Here is a 20,924-nt window from a genome sequence, read left to right on the forward strand (position 1 = left end):
TCTTTCCCTTCTGTAACTGGTGCAGCTTTCAGCTTAACCTTTTATTATCTCTGTGAGGTCTATGCTCTCAACCAGCTCTCCCCTCCTTACCTTCTCACGGAGGCTGAGCATGAGTTCATCTATCTTGTTGAGTTCAAGGGATATCTTCTTCTCCTGGGGTGTTGTTGTAACTATCTTCTGCATACCACCATGCTTCATCACTATTCTCTTGTCGGTCATAAGTGCAAGCACAGGGTCGTGGGTTACAACCAGAACTATTTTACCGTGTCCTGCCAGCACCCTGAGGGCATCGTGTTTCCTTATGCCTGCGTTTTCAATTTCATCTATGAGCACTATGGGAGAATCACTTATTATGGCCACATCCGCAACCATCAGGGCCCTTGACTGCCCCCCGCTGAGTATTGTGAGGTCGTGCTCCTTTTTGATGGGTTCACCGGTGAGGGTGTTTGCAAGTTGGATCACACGATCCACACACTTTTCACTGGCACCCCTGCACTTGGCGTGAAGGCTGAGAAACTCTCCCACTGTCATGTCCGCCAGGAAGTTCATGTTCTGGGAGAGCTGTGCCACCATCTTCTTTCGGGGGTTTGTCCGGTCCTCGTAACTTGGCTCTTCGTCGTTCACCAGGATTTTCCTCTTGGAGAAGGTGTCCTTCTGGGCCAGCTGTTCAATGTCACCTATAAGTGAGCTTTTACCGCTTCCTGTTGGGCCGACAACACCAAAAATTTCACCTTTTCTTATTTCAACCTTCTCAACCGGTTCCTTCTCTCCGTATTTGTCATAACCGCCAATTACTGTGATTTTCTCTATCATTAAAGATTCACCTTTCCGAGAGTATCTCCCCTCAACCCTCTTCTTATTGTTTCAAGGGCTGTTATCTCTTCGGGGGGTATGTTTCCAAGGTTAACGTCTGGTCCTATTTTCAGTATGAAGTACACCTGCTGGTTTTTCTGCGGGGCCTCCCATATTATCCTATCCTGTGGTAGTTCATTGAGTAGGTGGTTGAATTCCTCCTCCTTTACGTTTCCATTCTCATCGTATATACCTATATTATGGCCGCTCTCCCGGGCCTCCATGAGCACCATGCAGGCTCCAGCTTTGAGGTCGGCCCTGACAAGTTCAACCCGATCCTCCGGGCTGAGGAGTCTGTCCCTTACCGGGTCCTTTTTACCAACCTCTGATATGATCTGGAACCCCTCATCGACAGCTTTCTCTATAAGTTCACATTTTTCATCGGTTTCAATCTCAACGGTTCCATTTGATATTTCCAGTGTTTCAAAACCGAGGCTTCTTGCCTCGTCAAAGTATTCCTGAATTTTATCGTTGAGGTAGGCGATCTCAAATAGGGTGCCCCCGGGATAGGCCTCCACATCGAATGAACGGTACATCTCTATTTTTTCCATGACAGCGTCACGTCTGTGGAGGGGGAGGGTTCCCCATCCAAACTTTATGAAATCAACGTAATCTGATGAAATCTCCATGAGGTCACGGGCTGTTTTAATGCCCATTCCCTTATCGAGAACCATGGTTATTCCATTTTTTCTGGGTTTCCCACGCCTTGGAGGTGTGAGAAAGTCAAAGGCGTTCATTTTATCACCTTCTGGATTGAGTCAGAATAAACACCAACGGCATATTAATTTAAATTCATATGTTTACTACCTTTATAAATAATTTTTCTTATAACATATAACAGGTTTCATGGGATATCAATCTGTCCCATCTCCCATCCACCGTCTGGGATCTTATCCTAGGTACCATGAGATTCTATAAGTTGAATCATCCTAGGTACCATGAGATTCTATAAGTTGAATCCCATCACTATTTTGGGATCTTATTATATATTAATAGGTGGTGGTACATGTGATGGAAAGTATATGCTACTTTGAAAGACCAGGTAAGGAGAACACTGAAAGGGTCCTTGAACTTGTTAAGGAAAGGGCAGATAAACTGGGGATCAGGGACTTTGTGGTAGCCTCGGTATCCGGGGAAACAGCACTCAGGTTATCTGAGATGGTTGAGGGAAACATTGTTTCTGTAACACACCATGCAGGTTTCAGGGAGAAGGGCAAACTTGAACTTGAACCCGACATGAGGGAGAAACTGATTGAAAGGGGTGTCAGTGTATATGCAGGTTCACATGCCCTCAGCGGTGTTGGAAGGGGGATATCAAATAAGTTCGGGGGAGTCACACCTGTTGAGGTGATGGCCGAAACCCTCAGGATGGTTTCACAGGGCTTCAAGGTATGTGTTGAGATATCGATAATGGCAGCTGATGCCGGTCTCATCCCTGTTGACAGGGAGGTCATAGCCATAGGCGGCACTGCATGGGGCGCTGACACGGCCCTAATTCTCACACCGGCGCATATGAACAGCGTATTTGACCTGAGAATCCATGAGATCATTGCGGTGCCAAGGCCATAGCCCGGTACCTGCATGGTATGGGTGGGTTGCCGGAATTCATGATTTTCATGGCCCGGTGGCCATACCATAATTCCATTTTGCCCCAACATTGTACCGGTATTTTCAGAGGTCACAGAAACTGATTTTTAATTTTGATCGGGACCCATGGGGTCATTGGTGCCGCTTTAACCGTTGCTTTTAAATATGTCTTATCACAATAACATATTTCATAGATAAATGTGGGGGTAGTAATTGAAATTCATTAACGATGCCATAAAGGAATCTGAGAAAAGGGAAAAGCCATCTTCCATCTCGATGAACTCAGAAATCGACCAGGAACTTCGGGAAATAATCGAAAATAGCAGGGCAAAGATATACGTTGTTGGGACCGGCGGGGCGGGTAACAACACCGTAACAAGGCTCAGTGAAATAGGAGTTGAGGGTGCTGAGACAATAGCCATTAACACAGATGCCCAGGACCTCTTCTACACGGTTGCTAACCGGAAACTTCTCATAGGAAGGAATGTATGTGGAGGTCTTGGTGCGGGAGGAGTCCCTGAAGTTGGAGAGGAATGTGCCGAGGAAAGTGAGGATGATATCCGCAGGGAGCTTGAAGGGGCTGACATGGTCTTTGTGACCTGCGGTCTTGGGGGAGGCACAGGAACCGGGTCGGCACCTGTGATATCCAAGCTGGCCAAAAAGGCCGGTGCGCTCACAATAGCAGTTGCAACCATGCCCTTCAGTGCAGAGGGCCTTAAAAGAAGGGAGAATGCTGAGAAGGGTCTGGAGAAACTTCAGAGTGCTGCCGATACCGTGATAGTGATCCCCAATGACAAGCTTCTCGAGGTTGCACCCAACCTTCCCCTCAACAAGGCATTCATGGTTGCTGATGAAATACTTGGAAGGGCCGTTAAGGGGATAACGGAACTCATAACCAGACCTGGCCTTGTGAGCCTTGACTTTGCTGATGTGAGGAGCATAATGAAGGGTTCAGGAATGGCGATGATTGGAATGGGTGAAGCTGAAGCAGGTGACAGGGCCCTTGAATCAGTTTACGAGGCTCTTAACAGCCCGCTACTTGATCTGGACATATCCAATGCAAAGGGTGCACTTATAAACATCTCTGGAAGCTCCGACCTGACACTTCAGGAGGCCGAGAGGATAGTTGAGGTTGTTGCCGAGGAACTGGATCCCGATGCAAACATAATATGGGGTGCACAGATTCAGGATGAACTGCAGAATGTTATAAGAACAACGATTGTTGTTGCCGGTGTGAGGTCACCGTACATATACGGCTCACATGGTTCTGCAGAAAAGGAGTTCTTTGAGGAAAAACAGCGGGAGAAGGACTCTGTGGATGAGTCTGTACTGGAAGAATTTATAGATGGAGTATTCTGATATTATCTTCTATACACCCCCACATCAATGAAAACATTTATAAATCTTGAAGGATAGATTACTCCATCACTCATCCCGATCATCATCCTTGTTTTTAATCACTATAAATTAGCGGGGATAAATCATGAAATACAGGGATTCTGTTCTGAATTTTATCAAGCAGTCAAAGAGGGTATTGAAGGTATCAAAGAAACCCACAAGGGAAGAATACCTCAACGTGTCAAAGGTGACAGGTATCGGTATAATATTGATAGGTGTAATAGGGTTTATAATAAGTATAATTGCCCAGTTACTGGGTGGTTAACTCTTACTTAAAAGTCACAGTGAATTATATATATGAGGTTGTGTTCTTAATGGAAGATAGTAAAAATTCCATCTATGCCCTTAAGACCTCGGTGGGTCAGGAGAAGAATGTGGCAAGGATGCTGGCCAGGAAGGTAAGGGATAGTGGTATTGAGATAAACGCGATTCTTGTTCCGGAGTCCCTCAGGGGCTACATCCTTGTTGAGTCCTCGTCAAAGATCGACATGAGAAACCCTGCCATAAGGGTTCCCCACCTCAGGGGTGTTGTTGAGGGAAAAACCGAGGGCGAAGCGAAGATAGAGTTCGAGGAGGTTAAGAGGTTCCTCAAACCTGAGCCCATAATATCATCCATTAAGAAGGGCAGCATCGTTGAGCTGATCTCAGGGCCATTCAAGGGTGAAAGGGCAAAGGTTATCCGTATAGATGAATCCAGAGAGGAAGTTGTACTTGAACTCATAGAGGCTGCAGTGCCAATTCCTGTAACAGTTAAAGGTGATCAGATTAGAATAATACAAAAGGAGGCTGATTAATGGCTAAAGAAACCGTTGAAATTCTTATTGATGGTGGAAAAGCCACTCCAGGACCGCCACTGGGTCCTGCGATTGGTCCGCTTGGAATTAACATGATGCAGGTTGTTGAGGAGATAAACCGCAAGACCGCGGATTTCGAGGGAATGAAGGTCCCGGTTAAGATCATAGTTGATACCGACACAAGGGACTTTGAGGTTGAGGTTGGTACGCCACCAACAACCGCCCTGATCATGGATGAACTGAAGATCGAGAAGGGTTCACAGGACCCTGGCATGGACAAGATAGCAGACATCTCCATGGAGCAGGTGCTGAAGATAGCAAGGATGAAGTTCGATGCCCTCCTCTCAAACGACTACAAACGTGCAGTCAAGGAGATAATGGGCACCTGTGTGAGCATGGGTGTAACAGTGAATGGCAAGGACCCCGGGAGGTTCAGAGGGAAGTTGATCAGGGAGTCTATGATGACCTCCTCACATCATAAAAATTTATAAATCTTGAGAATCACATAACTAACCCCATCATATGAACTTATTTTTTGAAGTTCATGGAGGATTCAGAAATGCAACAGGAGATTATGGAAGCGGTGAAGAAGGCCAAGGAACTTTCAAGGCCGAGAAACTTCACACAGTCCATGGATGTTATTCTTAACATCAAGGACCTTGACGTCAACAAACCAGAGAACAGGTTTGACGAGGAAGTTTCTCTACCCAACGGCCGCGGTAAGGATGTGAAAATCGCCGTGATAGCCGATGGGGAACTGGCTCTCCAGGCTAAGAACGCTGGAGCCGACCTTGTGATAACCAAGGATGAACTTGAAGAACTTGGCAAGAACCGAAAGGAAGCAAAGAAACTTGCCAACAGCTATGAATTCTTCGTGGCCCAGGCAGACATGATGCCCCTGGTGGGGCGGTTCCTTGGACCGGTTCTTGGACCCAGAAAGAAGATGCCAAAACCGGTGCCAGCAACAGTAAACCCGGAGCCCATACTCAAGAAACTCAGGGACACTGTCAAGGTGAGAATCAAGGACCAGCCTGTGGTTCACACCGTGGTTGGCACAGAGGATATGGATGATGAGAAACTTGCCGAGAACATAGAGGCGGTTCTGCAGACAATTGACCGCAAACTTGAGAAGGGCAGAAACCAGCTTAAGTCCATGTACGTTAAAACGACCATGGGCCCGGTAGTGAGGGTGATTTAAATGGCTCACGTGGCTGAATGGAAGAAGAAGGAGGTTCAGGAGCTCCAGGACCTCATCAAAAGTCATGAAGTGGTTGGTATAGCTAACCTTGCAGATATACCTGCAAGACAGCTACAGAAGATGCGCCAGACACTCCGTGACAGTGCACTCATCAGAATGTCAAAGAAGACACTGATCAGCCTTGCCCTGGAAAAAGCTGGCAAAGAACTTGAAAACGTTGATTCCCTCTCTGATTATATGGAGGGCCAGCCTGCACTCATATTCACTGATATGAACCCATTCAAACTCTTCAAGATTCTTGAGGACAGCAAAACCCCTGCCCCTGCCAAGCCAGGCGCCATAGCTCCGGCAGATATAGTTGTCCCCAAGGGGGATACCGGCTTTGCCCCGGGCCCAATCCTGGGGGAACTTCAGCAGATAGGCATCCCCGCCAAGATCGAGAAGGGAAAGATCGTGGTTTCAAATGACCACGTTGTGGTGAAGGCCGGGGAGGAGATACCCCCCAAGGTGGCAGGGATATTAACAAGGCTGGATATACAGCCACTTGAGGTTGGAATAGACCTCAGGGCAGCATATGAAAATCAGACAGTCTACACAGCAGACATCCTGACTATAGATGAGGAAAAAACCTTATCTGACATTCAGAAAGCATTTTCACAGGCATTTAACCTATCAGTTAACGCAGTCATATACACACGCGAAACAATGCCTGCGATTATCCAGAAGGCTGCTTCGAAGTCATTCAACCTTGCATACAATGCATCAATCCTCACCTCAGAGACAACTGATCTGCTGCTTGCAAAGGCCTATGCCCAGATGCTTGCACTGGCCGCTGCAGCTGCAGAGGTTAACGCTGAAGCAGTTGATGATGAACTGAGGGATAAATTGTCTTCAAGGGCAGCAGCACCCGCCCCTGAAGAGAAAGAGGAAGAGGTTGAAGAAGAAGCTGAAGATGAAGAAGAAGAGGAAGAAGAGGATGCAGCCGCTGGTCTCGGCGCACTCTTCGGATAAACGCTTTACTGGCATAGTTAACCTAAAAAAATAAAAATTTGAGGTGATCATATGGAATACATATACGCAGCAATGTTACTGCACACAACCGGTAAGGAGATCAACGAAGAAAACGTTAAAAGTGTCCTTGAAGCAGCAGGCGCTGAAGTGGATGATGCAAGGGTCAAGGCTCTAATAGCAGCCCTTGAAGATGTGGACATTGAAGAGGCAATGGAAACAACAGCTGTAGCAGCAGCACCTGCAGCCGCCGCAGCACCTGCAGCAGCAGCTGAAGAGGCTGAAGAAGAAGAGGAAGAAGAGGAGGAAGAAGAGGAAGCTGAAGAGGAAGCAGCAGCCGGTCTTGGCGCACTCTTCGGTTAAACTCTTTTCTATTTTTTCCTGCCATAACAAATGGCAAAAAATTTATTTTTCCTGATTCTGATTCTATTTATAAAAAACTGTTTTCAATGATTACCATGTCTCGTCAGCTTGAAGAACTGGGTTACAGAAAATATGAATGCGAGTCCTGTGGGAATACCTTCTGGTCAATAAGAGAACGCAGAACATGTGGAGATGCCCCCTGTGATGAATACGATTTTATAGGAAATCCCGCAACCTCGAGGAGCTATGACCTGTATGAGATACAGGATGAATTCATAGAATTTTTCGCTGAAAGGGGCCATGAGCCCATCAGAAGATATCCGGTACTTGCAAAGCGCTGGCGGGACGACGTGTTTCTTGTTGGAGCATCCATATACAACTTTCAGCCATGGGTGACATCCGGCCTTGTGAAGCCACCTGCAAACCCTCTTGTTGTTGCACAGCCGTCAATAAGACTCAACGACGTTGATAACGTTGGAAGAACAGGGAGACACCTCACATGCTTCACCATGGGCGGACACCACGCATTCAACTCTGAAGATAACACAGTTTACTGGGAAGAAGAGACAATAAAGTACTGCCACGAATTCCTGACTCACATAGGCATTGATCCATCTGAGATAACCTTCATAGAATCCTGGTGGCAGGGCGGCGGAAACGAGGGGCCCTGCTATGAGGTCTGTGTCCGTGGCGTCGAACTGGCGACCCTCGTTTTTATACAGTACCGCACCCTCCAGGATGGTGGCAGGGAGGAGATCCCGCTCAAAATAGTTGACACCGGATATGGGCTTGAGAGATTTGCCTGGATATCCCAGGGGACACCAACAGCCTACGACGCATGCTTTGGCCCGGTAATTGAGAAGCTGATTGAACTGACAGGCGTGGAGGTCAACGAGGAGATACTGGCAGAAAACGCCCGTGTGGCCGGGATGATGGATATAGAAACCTATGCTGATCTCAGGGAACTTCGAAAAAGGGTTGCTGATAAACTTGGAATCTCAGCCACTGAACTCGAGCGTGCAGCAGCCCCCATGGAGTCCATTTATGCCATAGCAGACCATACGCGCTGTCTTGCCTTCATGCTTGCAGATGGTGTCATACCCTCAAATGTAAAGGAGGGCTACCTTGCGAGGCTCATAATCCGGAGGACACTTAGGCTCATGAAGGAACTCGGCATGAGGGAGTCCCTGAAGGATATAATGAACATCCAGGTGGAGTTCCTTGAGGGTCATTACCCTGAGATAAGGGAGCACCATGAACACATACTCAGCATCATAGACCTTGAGGAACACAGGTATGCAAAGACCGTGACAAGGGGCCGGAGGATTGTGGAGAAGACCATAAAATACCTCAGGAAGGATAACAAGAGCGAGATGCCCCTTGAAATCCTTATAAAACTATATGACTCCCATGGAATCCCCCCTGAAACCATAAAGGAGATAGCAGAGGAATCGGAGTTCAGTGTTAAAATCCCTGACAACTTCTACACCCTGGTTGCGGAGATGAATGAGGCTGAAACTGAAACCCCAGAGGAGGAAATCCATCTTGATTACCCTCAGACAGAGCTCCTCTTCTATGAACAACCCGATGACCTGGAATTCGAAGCCAGTGTGCTGGGGGTATATGAGGACGGAGTCATACTTGATAGAACACTCTTTTACCCTGAGGGAGGAGGCCAGCCATCTGACACAGGATACATTGAGTCAGAAGGCTGCAGGATCCAGATAAAGCATGCAGAGAAGATAGGTAATGTAGTACTCCACAGGACAGACGATGAAATCTGCCTGAAACCAGGGGAAACTGTAAGGGGTCGGATTGATTCAGATAGAAGACTTCAGCTTACAAGGAACCACACAGCAACCCACCTGATAGTTGCAGCTGCAAGGAGGGTCCTTGGAGACCACATATGGCAGGCAGGGGCCCAGAAGGGTGTTAAGAGTTCAAGGATAGACCTCTCACATTACAGGAGGATAACTCAGGAGGAACTTGATGAGATAGAGAGGCTGGCCAATGAATACGTCATGAGAAACATCCCCCTTGATGTCACTTGGATGGACAGGGACATTGCAGAGAAAAGGTACGGATTCATACTCTACCAGGGGGGCGTTGTTCCGGGCTCCATGATAAGGGTCGTTGAGATTCCAGACGTGGATGTGCAGGCATGTGCCGGTACCCATGTTAAGAGAACCGGGGACATAGGCCTCATAATGATCAACCGGACCGAACGCATACAGGATGGTGTTGAGAGGATAGAATTCTCTGCAGGGGCATCGGCCATTGAACTCATGCAGAAAAACAGGGATATACTGAGGGAAAGTGCAGATGTATTCAAGGTAACACCATCACAGCTTCCACGCACCTCTGAGAGATTCTTCACAGAGTGGAAGGCCCTCAGAAATGAGGTTTCACGCCTCAAGGAGGAAATGGCTTCACTCAAAATCCTGGAGGTAAGGGATAGGGTGGAGGACCTCAACGGCCTGAGGGTCATAATAGACACGGTTGAGGCTGACATGGATGAAATGAAGAACATGGCCCTTGAACTCACAAAATCCGCTGATGCAGTTATCCTTGCAAATTCAGAGGGCCAGATAGTTGGGGCGGCCTCTGATGACGCGGTCAGGAAGGGTTTAAGGATAAATGAGGTTATAGCATCAGCCGCAGGGGTCCTTGGTGGTGGAGGCGGCGGAAAACCCCACCTTGCACAGGGAGCCGGTAAAGGAAAGGATAAAATCCATGAGGCCCTTGAGGAGGCAAGATCCTCACTTGAAGCCCTTGGTGGATGAATTTGAGGAATGTAAAATAACTGTTCATGTCATTTTCTGGTGATTAATTTGAGGAGGACCATCTCAGAAATAAATGAGCGGATACTGGATGGTGAAGCAACCGTTTTAACAGCCGGGGAACTCAAGGAGCTGGTCCTCAACGATGAGGCCCCATCTGCAGATGAGGTTGACGTGGTAACAGCGGCCACCTGCGGGGTAATGTCAGGGACAGCGGCGGTCATGCATTTCAGGGTATCTGAACCGGGTTCATTCAGGAAGGCGGTTTCAGCTGAACTGAATGGCATACCCGCATATCCAGGCCCATGTCCAAATGAAAACCTGGGTTCAGTTGATCTCTTCATTTATGGGACAGCCAGAAGCATCAGGGACCCGGAATATGGCGGCGGATTTCTTCTCAGGGACCTTCTCACAGGATCCAAAGTTGACGTGACTGTAAAGTCAGAGGATGGAACTTCCATTGAATCCACAGTTACCCTGAAGGATATTGAAACAGCGAGGGTCATAGGGACAAGGATGGCATTCAGAAACTACACAGCCATTGTCAACCCCTCCGATAAACCTGTAAGATCCATATTCAATGCATTTGAAATGCCACCCCACTGTGGAGGCCTCTCATTCTCAGGCTGCGGTGACATCAATCCCCTTGAAAATGATCCCGGCATGGAGGCCATCAGGAGGGGAACCAGTGTACTCTTAAATGGTGCCAGGGGCCTCGTGCTGGGTGAGGGTACAAGGAGCAGTCCTGAAAGACCAAATCTCATGCTGAGCGGGGACCTGCATGATATGAAACCTGATTACATTGGAGGATTCAGGACAGCCGCAGGACCCGAGATATTCAACACCATCGCAGTCCCACTGCCTGTAACATCTGAGAGGGTCTTTGAGAGACTTCTGGTCCTTAATTCAGATATAGGGTTACCTGTTGCAGACGTGAGGGACCGATCAAGGATAATCCATGATCTGACATATGCGGATACATGGGCTGGTGACGAGAGACCCACCTATAACCCTGAAAGGTGTGCTGACTGTCTCTCATGCCTGGCAGCAGAGAGGTGCCCAACCCATGCAATAGGTGATGGACTGGACACTGATAGGTGCTTTGGATGCGGTGTATGCGCCTTCTCATGTCCATACGGAGCATATGAGATGGATACAGGTGAGGTCAGGATTGGTGATAGGGCGGTACCCATCGTATGCAGACAGTCAGACAGGGTGAGGGCATCCAGACTCGCCCTTGAACTCAAAGAACTCATAGAAAAGGGTAATTTCCTCATAGGGGGGTGTTAGTATTCTTGAATATGATGTTATACTTGTGAGATACGGTGAGGTTGCAATTAAGGGGCCGGCTGTTAGAAGGAGATTTGAAAAAAAACTCCTCAGTAATATAAGGGCTGCTTTCAGCTGCAGAGCAGAAATCAGGCATGGAAGAATATTCGTATTCCCTGATAACATGGAGGAGGCCCTTGATAAACTTTCAAGGATCTTTGGGGTGGTATCCTTTTCACCCGCGGTGACGGTGGAAACCGATTTTGATGTTATAGAGGGGGCGATCCGGGAATATGTGGGTGAACTGAAACTGGAGGGCCTCATAACAGAGAGAACACCATTCGCCATAAGATGCAGAAGGGTTGGGCAGCATGACTTCACAAGCCAGGAGATGGCAGCCTTTGCAGGTTCAGTGGTGGTCAGGGAGATCGGGGCCCCGGTGGACCTTGGAAACCCTGACCTTGAGATCCACCTTGAAATAAGGGAGAACAGGACATACATCTACCACAGGGTCATCCAGGGTCCTGGCGGCCTGCCTGCAGGCACACAGGGCAAGGTTGTTGCCCTTTTATCTGGGGGAATAGACTCACCTGTTGCCACATACCTCCTCATGAAGAGGGGATGCCAGGTCGTGGCGGTCCACACCGATAACTCACCATTCACAGCTCCCGAGTCCCTTGATAAGGTTGAGAAAATCGCCTCAAAACTTGCGGAGTATTCTGCCGGAGTTGAATTCAAACTCAGAATTTTCAGGTATGGAAGTTACCTTGAAAAATGCAGGAGAGAAGCCCCTGAGAATATGACCTGCGTCCTATGTAAGGCTGGAATGTACCGCCTCGCCGAGATGGTTGCAGAGGAGGAGGGGGCACTTGCAATAGTCGATGGGAGCAGCCTTGGACAGGTGGCATCCCAGACCCTTCCAAACATCCTCGCCACAAGGATGGCAGTGAGGATGCCTGTCCTCAGTCCCCTTATAGGCATGGACAAGGTGGAGATAGAGGCCCTGGCAAAGAGGATAGGCACCTATGACATCTCGGTGATACCCGATGGCGGATGCGGTGCTGTACCCCGCCACCCCTCAACAGCAGCAGATACAGCCTCCATCAGGGAACTCTCAGAAAAAATCCAGGTTGAAGATGAAATTGAGAGGATATTCAGATCAGCTTCAGAAACAGAAAGCCCTGAATGATCGTTGCAGATTCTGTGGATAACTTTTTAAATAATCAGATCACATCTTTTATATAAAGAATCCAGTTAATTAACTCACTATCTTCTGGAGGTGTAATGATGAAAACAACCATTAGTGTAATTAAAGCAGACGTTGGAAGCGTAGCAGGTCACGCAGTCGCACATGAGGCATTAAAGAAGAAGTGCGACGAGATACTGGCAGAAGCCAGGGATACAGGAATCCTTGAGGATTATTATATTACCAACTGTGGAGATGATATTGACCTCATAATGACCCACAGAAACGGTGAAGAAAATGAGGAGGTTCACCAGACAGCATGGAACGCCTTCAGGGAAGCCACAGAGGTGGCCAAAAGCTTAAAACTTTACGGTGCAGGGCAGGACCTCCTCTCAGACACCTTCTCAGGAAACATCAAGGGTATGGGCCCTGGGTGCGCTGAAATGGAATTTAAGGAGAGGCCAAGCGATCCTGTTATAATTTTCTGCTGCGACAAGACAGAACCTGGAGCCTTTAACCTGCCCCTCTTCAGAATGTTTGCAGACCCATTTAACACCGCGGGCCTTGTTATCGATCCAACACTTCATAACGGATACGAATTCGAGGTCTTTGATGTTGTTGAACACAAGAAGGTTACAATGGCATGCCCTGATGAGATGTACGACCTCCTTGCACTTCTCGGTTCAATCAGCCGCTACGTGATAAAGAAGATACACAGAAGGGACGACGGTGAAATAGCAGCCTCTGTTAGCACAGAACGACTTAACCTCATGGCAGGTAAGTACATAGGAAAGGATGACCCTGTTGCAATTGTCAGGGCACAGTCAGGATTCCCTGCAGCAGGGGAAGTCGTTGAGCCCTTCGCATTCCCGCACCTTGTGGGTGGCTGGATGAGGGGATCACACAACGGGCCACTGATGCCTGTTGCCCAGAGGGATGCAACACCTGTCAGGTTCGACGGACCTCCAAGGGTCATAGGGCTAGGATTCCAGATCGCAGACTGCAAACTCGTGGGCCCAATTGACATGTTTGATGACCCATCATTTGACCGCTCAAGGCAGCTTGCATCTGAAATTGCAGAGTACATGAGAAGACACGGGCCATTCGAACCCCACAGACTCCCATCAGATGAAATGGAGTACACATCCCTGCCGGGCGTACTTGAAAAACTCGGAGACAGATTTGAGGACATGGATTAATGGGGCTTCCTCCCACGTTTTATTTTTTTCCTGAACACTGGATTCTACCAGGCGTTGATCCTGTACTTCTAAATGATTGGTCTATTTCTGTAGTTATCCCTTCTGCGGTTTCTTCTTGCTGATTCTCCTGAGTATCTCATGGGGAATGTCAATCACCATCTCCACAGAGTCGATCACAGCACCGTCAGCTGTCGCCACCACACCCCCACTTTCCTTAAGCCTTCTGTCAACGCATGATGAGAGAATAGCACGTCCCTCAAGTTCCCGGGAATCCATGAGTTCCTCAACGATCTGCCTCAGTCTGCCACTGTGGCTTACGTTCCTGTCAAAGTAGAAAAACACCTCTTTAACACCTGAATGTGATAGGAAATCCATTATGGCCTTCAGGGCCCTCATGGTTACTTCACCCATCCTGTAACTCCCTGAAACACCCCTCACATCCCTCAGAAACCCATCCTGGGCAATGAAGAACCCTTCACCCCCAAGAACGCTTTCTGTACCTATGAGTACATTGTAGCCATCAATGTGGACAGTGGAACCCCTGAGGGAATCTGGACTTACCAGCCGGGAGAGTCTCCTCTTTCTGGTTTCATCTGAGAAGACGTACCTTGCAAGGTAATTTCTCTCCCTCTTCCCGAGAAGATAGTGGTTTGAAACAAAATTCAGTGCAACACGCTTACGGTAGCCCCTGTTGAGAAGGTACTTCAGGTCCTCAACGGCCATTTTAAGGGTCATCAGCCTCTTCTCTTGGCTATTATTATGAGGGCACGGTCAGAAGCATCCTCGGCCCTATCGGAAATGTTCCCGATCTTTCGGGTGATTTCCTTCATGTCCATGAATTTTATGACACCCATCTCCTTCTCCCGGTAGGCGGAATAGAGGTCAGTTATGATCTTCCTCTCAATTGCATCAACCTCATCCTCAAGGACCTCAATTTCATGGACCTTCCTCATGGCCTCCCCGAGGTCCCTTTCAAGGAGTTCCACGCACTCCTTAAGGGCGTGAACCGTCTTTCCTGTGACATCCATCATCCTCTGGAAGTCCTCCCTGAACCCTGAGGGAAAGGAGACCCTTCCAAGGGATACGGTGAATGCAGTTGATTCAATAACGTCAGCAACCTTGTCTATGCTCTCAACGAGCATTATACGGTCCTCCCTGTCGAATGGTAGGAAGGCACCCTCATAGAATTCAAGCTCCATTTTCCTTCTTATCTCATCGGCCTCATGCTCACTAACCGCTATCTCCCTTGCGAGTCTGGATACACCTCTGCAGTCACCGGTGTAAAATGCCTCCATCAGCTCCTCCAGCTTCAGGTAGCATTCCATGACCTTATCAAGGTGTCCGCGCCCATACTTCTCAACTTTACCCTCTTTCATGAAAAACTTCATTTTATCTCCATCATATAATTCCGTGAAGCATTCTTAGGCCATCCAGAAGGCCGTGGGCGTAGGTTATGCACCCGAAGGATGTGATGTAATCCCCCTTCTTTAGGTAGTAGATGGAGTCGTCCCTGTAGTTCAGGGCCCTCTCAATGATGGCCCTCTCCTCCCCTTTGAATTCTATGGATTCCATTTCCATTAAATTTTTCTCAAGAAGATCAAGGTCCTTTTCTATGCGCTCCCGGCATTCCATTTAAAACACCTCATAAATATCTAATCAGGGAATTCCCGAGACCCTATGTTTTCATCTGCCTCCGGACGTACATCATCCTCTGAATCACCGTGAAGTAACCTGCAATTACGAGAATTATCATGGCAGCGTTCATATACCATAAGCCAAGGAAGTATCCGGCAAGGGATCCTCCAATGAGTATTATGAGCCGCTCAGCCCTTTCAGCAACACCCACAGTGCATTCAAGGCCCTCGGACTCGGCCCTTGCCCTCACATAACTGACCATGAGGCTGGAGTGGAGGGCCAGCATACCTGTGAGAAGCCCTGTGAACCCCCCTGCCGTTATACCAATGATGATTATGCCATCTGAGAGCCTGTCAAGGGTTGAATCCAGGAAACCACCAAATCTGGTGGGGCTGAACCTCCTCCTTGCAACAGCCCCATCAAGGACGTCTATGAATCCGCTTAATGCAAGAAGCAGGGCGCCGTTAATAATATTCCCGGTGGCATAGGATGCGGCCGAGGCACATGCAACCAGGAAACCAGTGAATGTTATATAATCTGCAGGTATTGCGATCTTCTCTGCGATAGGGTCTATGAACCTTCTGAGTGCCGGTCTGAACTGATTCAACATGAACTCATTTATATTGATTACAGATATATAAATTGGTCATGGATCTGGTGGTTCAATGATAATCCGGAAAATCAGAAGAGAAAACCCATCACAAAATGCGATTGATGAGGCTATATCTGTTATGGAGAGGGGCGGGGCAGTGATATACCCCACAGATACCATCTATGGCCTCGGTGTCAATTCACTTGACAGGGAGTCAGTGAGGAAGCTCTTCAGGATAAAGGGAAGGACCCCTGATAAACCTGTATCCATATGTGTCTCAGGGGTGTCTGAGATACCGAGGTTCTCAAAACCATCAGAGCATGCCATGGAGATAATCAGGAGGATATTGCCGGGCCCCTACACGGTTTTACTTGAGAAGAAGGATCTGGTGCCGGATATTCTCACAGGGGGATCATCAAAGGTGGGTGTAAGGGTCCCTGATGATGAGGTATGCAGAAGGATATCAGCAAAGTTTCCGGTGACAGCCACAAGCGCCAATATATCAGGTAGGCAACCATCAGCTAACCCCCATGATATAATTGGGGATCTGGAGGTTGACCTCATGCTTGATGCAGGCGAATGTGATAGCACTGAACCATCCACGGTTGTTGATCTTACAGTTGAACCACCAGCTGTTCTCAGGATAGGTAGGGGGGACCCTGAAGTTATCCACAGGATTTTCAGGTGTATAAGATGAGGACCCTTATGGAGCTCGGTGAAAACGGGAGGCTCCCCACTGGTTCATCCATTGACTCCATACTGGGAGGAGGTGTTGAGAGGGGAACCATCACACAGTTCTATGGGCCCCCAGCTTCTGGCAAAACCAACATCGCAATTAAACTTGCAGTTGAAACTTCAAAGAGAGATAGAAAGACAGTTTTTATAGATACTGAGGGTGGAATTTCTGTTGAAAGAATCAGACAGGTTTCAGGACCTTCATTCCAAAGGGTTGCAGATAATATAATAGTTTTTGAACCCTCAAGCTTCACAGAGCAGGGTGAAGCCATTCAAAGAACACTGAATGTCCTCAAAAACCATGGTGATTCAGTTGACCTCGTTGTACTTGATTCCGCGGTGGCCCTATACCGTCTAAAGGAGGGTAACGGATCTAATTTCAATGTTGATCTTGGAAGACAGCTTTTCCTTCTTCTGCAGATGGCCAGAAGATTTGACCTTGCGGTGGTTATAACCAACCAGATATATTCCCTGAGGGGAGATGATGGTGTGGAGAGGGTGAGTCCCGTTGGCGGGACCCTCCTGAGGTACTGGTCCAAAACAATTGTTGAACTTGAAATGGGTGATAGACCAGGTGAAAGGGTTGCTATACTCAGAAGGCACAGAAACAGGCCCGAAGGTTTAAGGACCAGTTTCAGGATAGTTCCTGAGGGTATTGTCTGAGCTTGAGGGATTTTAATTTTTTCAGGATGGCTCTTCTATTATTCATTCTGGCCGGGCGCCGCAGGTTAGTTTGCGTCCTTGAAGTAGTATGGGTGTTCTGAATTTTATTACAGAATCGCTGATGCTGAACAAAGTTTATTAAGTGGTTTGTTTAATATGATATAGAACACGGTAATAGTGTGGCCTATGGTTGAGGTTCAGCCTCGGGTAGATAAGAGAAGCCTTCTTCTCTTTCATTAGGATACTCTGGTGCTGATGTGATAAAATGATTTCTCCTAAAAAATATGCTAAAGCCGCAAAAGTGCCGCCAAACGGCTTTAAAACTTCAAATGAGTTTTTTAACTACGTCTTCAAGGACAAAGAAATGATATGGATGGGTCAGAACACCAACCATCTTCATGATCACTCTGAAATAGCGGAAGCCATGATTGATTGCATAAATGAGGGTAGTTACTGTAAGTATCCTCCTCCTGAGGGGTTCCCTGAACTCAAGGAACTTGTACTGAAGGATCTGGGACTGGGGGATGGCTTTGAGGCCCTCATAACCGCCGGGGGTACAGAGTCCCTGTATCTCTGTATGAATGATATTCTCAACCCTGAGGACAATGCCATAACATGTGATCCAGGGTACCTGATAATTGACAACTTTGCAAGCAGATTCGCATGTAGTGTCAAATCGGTCCCCATATACAGCAGTGAATGTGGGTATAAACTGACACCCGACCTTGTGCTTGAGAATATGGACAGCAACACCCGCCTGATTTCACTCATTGACCCCCTGAATCCACTGGGCTCATCATATACACTGGATGAGATAAAGGCATTTGCAGACATTGCAGTGGATCATGATGTTTACCTTCTGCACGATATAACCTACAGGGACTTTGCACAGGAACACCACCTTGCAGCTGATTACGCCCCTGACCATACACTTACGGTGTACAGCTTTTCCAAGATATGCGGGATGGCAGGTCTCAGGATAGGTGCAATTGTTGCAACTGAGGATATTGTTGAGTCAGTGAAGAGCATCGTTATAAATGACCTGGGTACAAATGTTGTATCCCAGGCAGGTGCAATTGCAGCCCTCAAATCAAAGGACAGGTGGGTTGACAGGATACGGGATGTGACCTTCAGGAACCAGAAAATCATAAGGGACGCTGTTGAAGAGGTTGAAGGGGCATTTCTCCCGGTTTACCCATCAAATGGAAACATGATGGCCATAGATATACATGAAACCGGTGTGAACCCAGTTGACCTTACAGACTACCTTCTTAAGAGGAAGATCTTTGTAAGGCAGGGTGCATACACCAGCAAGATATTCGGGGACAGGTACATACGTCTCAGCTTCTCCATACCAACTGAGCAGGTCGAGATATTCGCTGAGAACTTTGTGGATGTGATGGAGTTCCTGAGGCCATCATAATTTCACAATTTTCAGTTTTTTTATCGATTCTTTTTTGATTTAATCTGGCAGATAATCTGCTAACTGTAATTTTTATCCTTTAGGATCGGTTTTTGAGCTTTGATTTTGGCAAATAATTCGCTCTTCTCTTTTCAGTTTAGATTAACTCAGAGTAGGGCATATAAGAGGTTTTTTGCATTGGAAAATAAAAGAATGGAAGGTACTGGTTGACATCTATTATGGCAGGTTTTAAAAGAAGGTTGAATGAAAAGGGTGAATCATCTACTATTCTGTTTTCAGGTAATAGTATTCCCCCATCTCCTTCTGCTGCCTGTCAAGGAAACTTCCAGGCTTGTTGACACGCGGCCTTTTTGTTTCCTTATCCCTCCTGAAGGTTATCCCTGTTTCACTGAGGAATGTGTTCATAGCTTCCCTGAGTTCGGTGGGGCTTCCAGCGCGTCCCTCAACTCCAGGTTTCCCACTGAAGACCATGGCCCTGTCGGATATGTAGTCAATGAAGATTATGTCATGGTCAATTATCATGGCAGACGCATTTCTGCTTTCAATTATCCTTCTTATGGCCTTGGCTGCAAGCAGACGCTGTTCAACGTCAAGGAATGCTGTTGGTTCGTCCAGAACATAAAGTTCTGCATCCCTGGAGAGAGCAACTGCGACTGCAAGGCGCTGCAGCTCACCGCCACTCAGCTCATTAACTGCCTTGTCAAGTATCTCCTCAAGATTGAATGGCCTCATTATCTCGCTTTTGAATAGGTTTGATCCATATGAAGGGGCGTTTGCATACAGAAATTCCTCCACGGTACCGGTATAATCCGATGAAAGGTACTGGGGCTTGTAGGATATCTTTATCTTCCTCTTGACCTTCCCTTCATCGGGCTTTTCAACACCTGCAAGGATCCTTGCAAAGGTTGTTTTACCTATACCGTTTGGCCCGAAGGCAGTAATAACCTCGTTGAGGTATACTGCGCCCTCCTCAACATTAAGGCTGAATGCTGCATGGGACTTTATCATCTTTGAGTACTCCACAAGGAGCTCACCCTCCTCCTCGGCTCTTGGGGGTTTCACCTTGAATTCTATTTCATGATCGCGGAATCTCACGTTCTCCTCCCTGAGGAAACCCCTGATGTAGGTGTTGATCCCCACCCGGACACCACGGCGGTTGGATACAACCCCGTATCCACCTGGCTTACCGTAGAGTATATGGACGTAGTCTGACATCGCATCAAGGGCGGCCATGTCGTGCTCTATCACCATAACGGATTTCCCTGCCTCTGCAAGGGACCTTATGACCCTTATTGCATTGAGCCTCTGCCTCACATCCAGCCATGAGGTTGGCTCATCAAAGTAATAGAAATCTGCTTCACGTAGAGCTGCAGCTGCGATTGCCACGCTCTGGAGTTCACCCCCGCTGAGGTTTGATATCTCACGACCCATTATCTCCCCAATCTCGAGGGTTTCAACCACTTCATCTGTTCTCTTTGAATCTATACTCAGAAGCAGATCCTCAACCTTTCCCTTAACGTACTTCGGGATCTTATCCACCATCTGGGGTTTGTGCACAACGGTTACCTTTCCTTCACTGAGGTTCTGGAAGTAATTCTGCAGCTGGGATCCCCTGAAGTGGTTTATAATTTCATCCCACCCTGGTGGGTCCTGGAAGTTGCCAAGGTTTGGCCTGAGTTCCCCCGACAGTATCCTTATGATTGTTGACTTCCCGATACCGTTTGGACCTATCAGCCCAATCACATCCCCCTCTGTCACGATGGGGAGACCGAAGAGTTCAAACATGTTCTGACCGTACCTGTGAACCGGGTCTTCAAGGGCCTCGGGAAGATTTATAACACTTATGGCCTTGAATGGACACCTTTTTGTACATATACCACAACCGGAACACAGTTCCTCAGATATGAGGGGTTTCTTTGTTTTCTCATCAATTGTTATGGTGTCCTCATCCATTCTAACTCCAGGACAGTACTCTATGCAGACATAGTTGCATTTCTTTGGCTGGCATCTATCATGATCGAGTATTGAGATTCTGGTCAATTCTATCACCATTGGTATGAGGATGAAAATTCAGTTTCGGTTGATTATGGTGTGGGGTGGTAAATAAATTCATTCTCAGAAATTCAGGCCCCTTTGAATTATTGTTGCTGGGGGAATAAATAGTCAACAGTCCAGAGGATACTGAAGTTGACACTTAAAATTCAGTCATCTCCAAACCCACCGGCCATAGAGCTGACGGGGA

Annotated in this window: 21 protein-coding genes and 1 pseudogene; 15 read left to right on the forward strand and 7 right to left on the reverse strand. The window is 47.6% G+C overall.

The features are described from left to right. Positions 1-33: 33 nt before the first annotated feature. Positions 34-813 (reverse strand): ATP-binding cassette domain-containing protein, encoded by a 780-nt coding sequence (locus AB9H23_RS08870; protein ID WP_370004875.1) that lies wholly within the window; start codon positions 811-813, stop codon positions 34-36. Continuing rightward, positions 813-1,589, reverse strand: a complete 777-nt coding sequence (gene comA, locus AB9H23_RS08875) for a phosphosulfolactate synthase (RefSeq protein ID WP_370004876.1) — start codon at positions 1,587-1,589, stop codon at positions 813-815. Before comA ends, AB9H23_RS08870 begins: the two co-directional genes overlap by 1 nt. 271 nt (positions 1,590-1,860) lie before the next feature. On the opposite strand from comA, the gene AB9H23_RS08880 reads away from it, so the two are divergent. The 12 genes and pseudogenes from AB9H23_RS08880 to fbp all read left to right on the forward strand — a co-directional run bounded on the left by AB9H23_RS08880 (position 1,861) and on the right by fbp (position 13,634). Then, positions 1,861-2,421 (forward strand): pyruvate kinase alpha/beta domain-containing protein, encoded by a 561-nt coding sequence (locus AB9H23_RS08880; RefSeq protein ID WP_160323216.1) that lies wholly within the window; start codon positions 1,861-1,863, stop codon positions 2,419-2,421. Positions 2,422-2,652: 231 nt separating this feature from the next. After that, positions 2,653-3,798: a cell division protein FtsZ gene (gene ftsZ, locus AB9H23_RS08885; RefSeq protein WP_013295090.1), complete on the forward strand. Its 1,146-nt coding sequence runs from the start codon at positions 2,653-2,655 to the stop codon at positions 3,796-3,798. Between the two features lie 124 nt (positions 3,799-3,922). Then, the gene (locus AB9H23_RS08890; RefSeq protein ID WP_160323217.1) at positions 3,923-4,102 is read left to right on the forward strand and encodes a protein translocase SEC61 complex subunit gamma; all 180 of its coding nucleotides are present in this window, start codon (positions 3,923-3,925) and stop codon (positions 4,100-4,102) included. A gap of 49 nt (positions 4,103-4,151) precedes the next feature. After that, positions 4,152-4,631: a transcription elongation factor Spt5 gene (locus tag AB9H23_RS08895; protein WP_300478887.1), complete on the forward strand. Its 480-nt coding sequence runs from the start codon at positions 4,152-4,154 to the stop codon at positions 4,629-4,631. After that, positions 4,631-5,112, forward strand: a pseudogene (locus AB9H23_RS08900) (50S ribosomal protein L11). Before AB9H23_RS08895 ends, AB9H23_RS08900 begins: the two are co-directional and overlap by 1 nt. A 78-nt stretch (positions 5,113-5,190) precedes the next feature. After that, complete coding sequence (locus AB9H23_RS08905) at positions 5,191-5,829, forward strand: 50S ribosomal protein L1 (protein WP_160323219.1); 639 nt, start codon at positions 5,191-5,193, stop codon at positions 5,827-5,829. Further along, complete coding sequence (locus tag AB9H23_RS08910) at positions 5,830-6,840, forward strand: 50S ribosomal protein L10 (protein ID WP_321211507.1); 1,011 nt, start codon at positions 5,830-5,832, stop codon at positions 6,838-6,840. A gap of 51 nt (positions 6,841-6,891) precedes the next feature. Continuing rightward, positions 6,892-7,200, forward strand: a complete 309-nt coding sequence (gene rpl12p, locus AB9H23_RS08915) for a 50S ribosomal protein P1 (protein ID WP_013295096.1) — start codon at positions 6,892-6,894, stop codon at positions 7,198-7,200. 86 nt (positions 7,201-7,286) lie between these two features. Then, positions 7,287-9,983: an alanine--tRNA ligase gene (gene alaS, locus AB9H23_RS08920; protein WP_370004877.1), complete on the forward strand. Its 2,697-nt coding sequence runs from the start codon at positions 7,287-7,289 to the stop codon at positions 9,981-9,983. Positions 9,984-10,031: 48 nt separating this feature from the next. Further along, positions 10,032-11,270, forward strand: a complete 1,239-nt coding sequence (locus tag AB9H23_RS08925; RefSeq protein ID WP_370004878.1) for a methanogenesis marker 16 metalloprotein — start codon at positions 10,032-10,034, stop codon at positions 11,268-11,270. 25 nt (positions 11,271-11,295) lie between these two features. Further along, positions 11,296-12,438: a tRNA uracil 4-sulfurtransferase ThiI gene (gene thiI, locus AB9H23_RS08930; protein WP_370004879.1), complete on the forward strand. Its 1,143-nt coding sequence runs from the start codon at positions 11,296-11,298 to the stop codon at positions 12,436-12,438. Between the two features lie 98 nt (positions 12,439-12,536). Further along, complete coding sequence (gene fbp / locus AB9H23_RS08935; protein WP_370004880.1) at positions 12,537-13,634, forward strand: fructose-1,6-bisphosphate aldolase/phosphatase; 1,098 nt, start codon at positions 12,537-12,539, stop codon at positions 13,632-13,634. A 93-nt stretch (positions 13,635-13,727) separates the two neighbouring features. On the opposite strand, the gene AB9H23_RS08940 is transcribed toward fbp, so the two are convergent. From AB9H23_RS08940 to pgsA, 4 genes are read right to left on the reverse strand one after another with little or no spacing between them, the layout of a single operon-like run. Next, positions 13,728-14,369, reverse strand: a complete 642-nt coding sequence (locus tag AB9H23_RS08940; protein WP_370004881.1) for a DUF434 domain-containing protein — start codon at positions 14,367-14,369, stop codon at positions 13,728-13,730. Next, positions 14,369-15,010: a TIGR00153 family protein gene (locus AB9H23_RS08945; RefSeq protein ID WP_370004882.1), complete on the reverse strand. Its 642-nt coding sequence runs from the start codon at positions 15,008-15,010 to the stop codon at positions 14,369-14,371. The genes AB9H23_RS08940 and AB9H23_RS08945 overlap by 1 nt, the downstream gene beginning before the upstream one ends. Positions 15,011-15,032: 22 nt before the next feature. Continuing rightward, complete coding sequence (locus AB9H23_RS08950) at positions 15,033-15,266, reverse strand: DUF357 domain-containing protein (RefSeq protein WP_013295103.1); 234 nt, start codon at positions 15,264-15,266, stop codon at positions 15,033-15,035. Positions 15,267-15,309: 43 nt separating this feature from the next. Further along, the gene (gene pgsA, locus AB9H23_RS08955; RefSeq protein ID WP_321211513.1) at positions 15,310-15,879 is read right to left on the reverse strand and encodes an archaetidylinositol phosphate synthase; all 570 of its coding nucleotides are present in this window, start codon (positions 15,877-15,879) and stop codon (positions 15,310-15,312) included. A 55-nt stretch (positions 15,880-15,934) separates the two neighbouring features. On the opposite strand from pgsA, the gene AB9H23_RS08960 reads away from it, so the two are divergent. The 3 genes from AB9H23_RS08960 to AB9H23_RS08970 all read left to right on the forward strand — a co-directional run bounded on the left by AB9H23_RS08960 (position 15,935) and on the right by AB9H23_RS08970 (position 18,682). Next, on the forward strand, positions 15,935-16,558 hold the full coding sequence (locus AB9H23_RS08960; protein ID WP_321211514.1) for an L-threonylcarbamoyladenylate synthase: 624 nt from the start codon (positions 15,935-15,937) through the stop codon (positions 16,556-16,558). Continuing rightward, on the forward strand, positions 16,555-17,259 hold the full coding sequence (gene radB, locus AB9H23_RS08965) for a DNA repair and recombination protein RadB (RefSeq protein WP_321211515.1): 705 nt from the start codon (positions 16,555-16,557) through the stop codon (positions 17,257-17,259). Before AB9H23_RS08960 ends, radB begins: the two co-directional genes overlap by 4 nt. Positions 17,260-17,524: 265 nt before the next feature. Next, complete coding sequence (locus AB9H23_RS08970) at positions 17,525-18,682, forward strand: pyridoxal phosphate-dependent aminotransferase (RefSeq protein ID WP_370004883.1); 1,158 nt, start codon at positions 17,525-17,527, stop codon at positions 18,680-18,682. Between the two features lie 264 nt (positions 18,683-18,946). Here the strand turns inward: AB9H23_RS08970 and AB9H23_RS08975 are convergent, their stop codons facing one another. Next, the gene (locus AB9H23_RS08975; RefSeq protein WP_370004884.1) at positions 18,947-20,722 is read right to left on the reverse strand and encodes a ribosome biogenesis/translation initiation ATPase RLI; all 1,776 of its coding nucleotides are present in this window, start codon (positions 20,720-20,722) and stop codon (positions 18,947-18,949) included. Positions 20,723-20,924 lie beyond the last annotated feature (202 nt).

This window comes from Methanothermobacter sp. KEPCO 2 (assembly GCF_041228365.1).
Classification (GTDB): Archaea; Methanobacteriota; Methanobacteria; order Methanobacteriales; family Methanothermobacteraceae; genus Methanothermobacter; species Methanothermobacter marburgensis.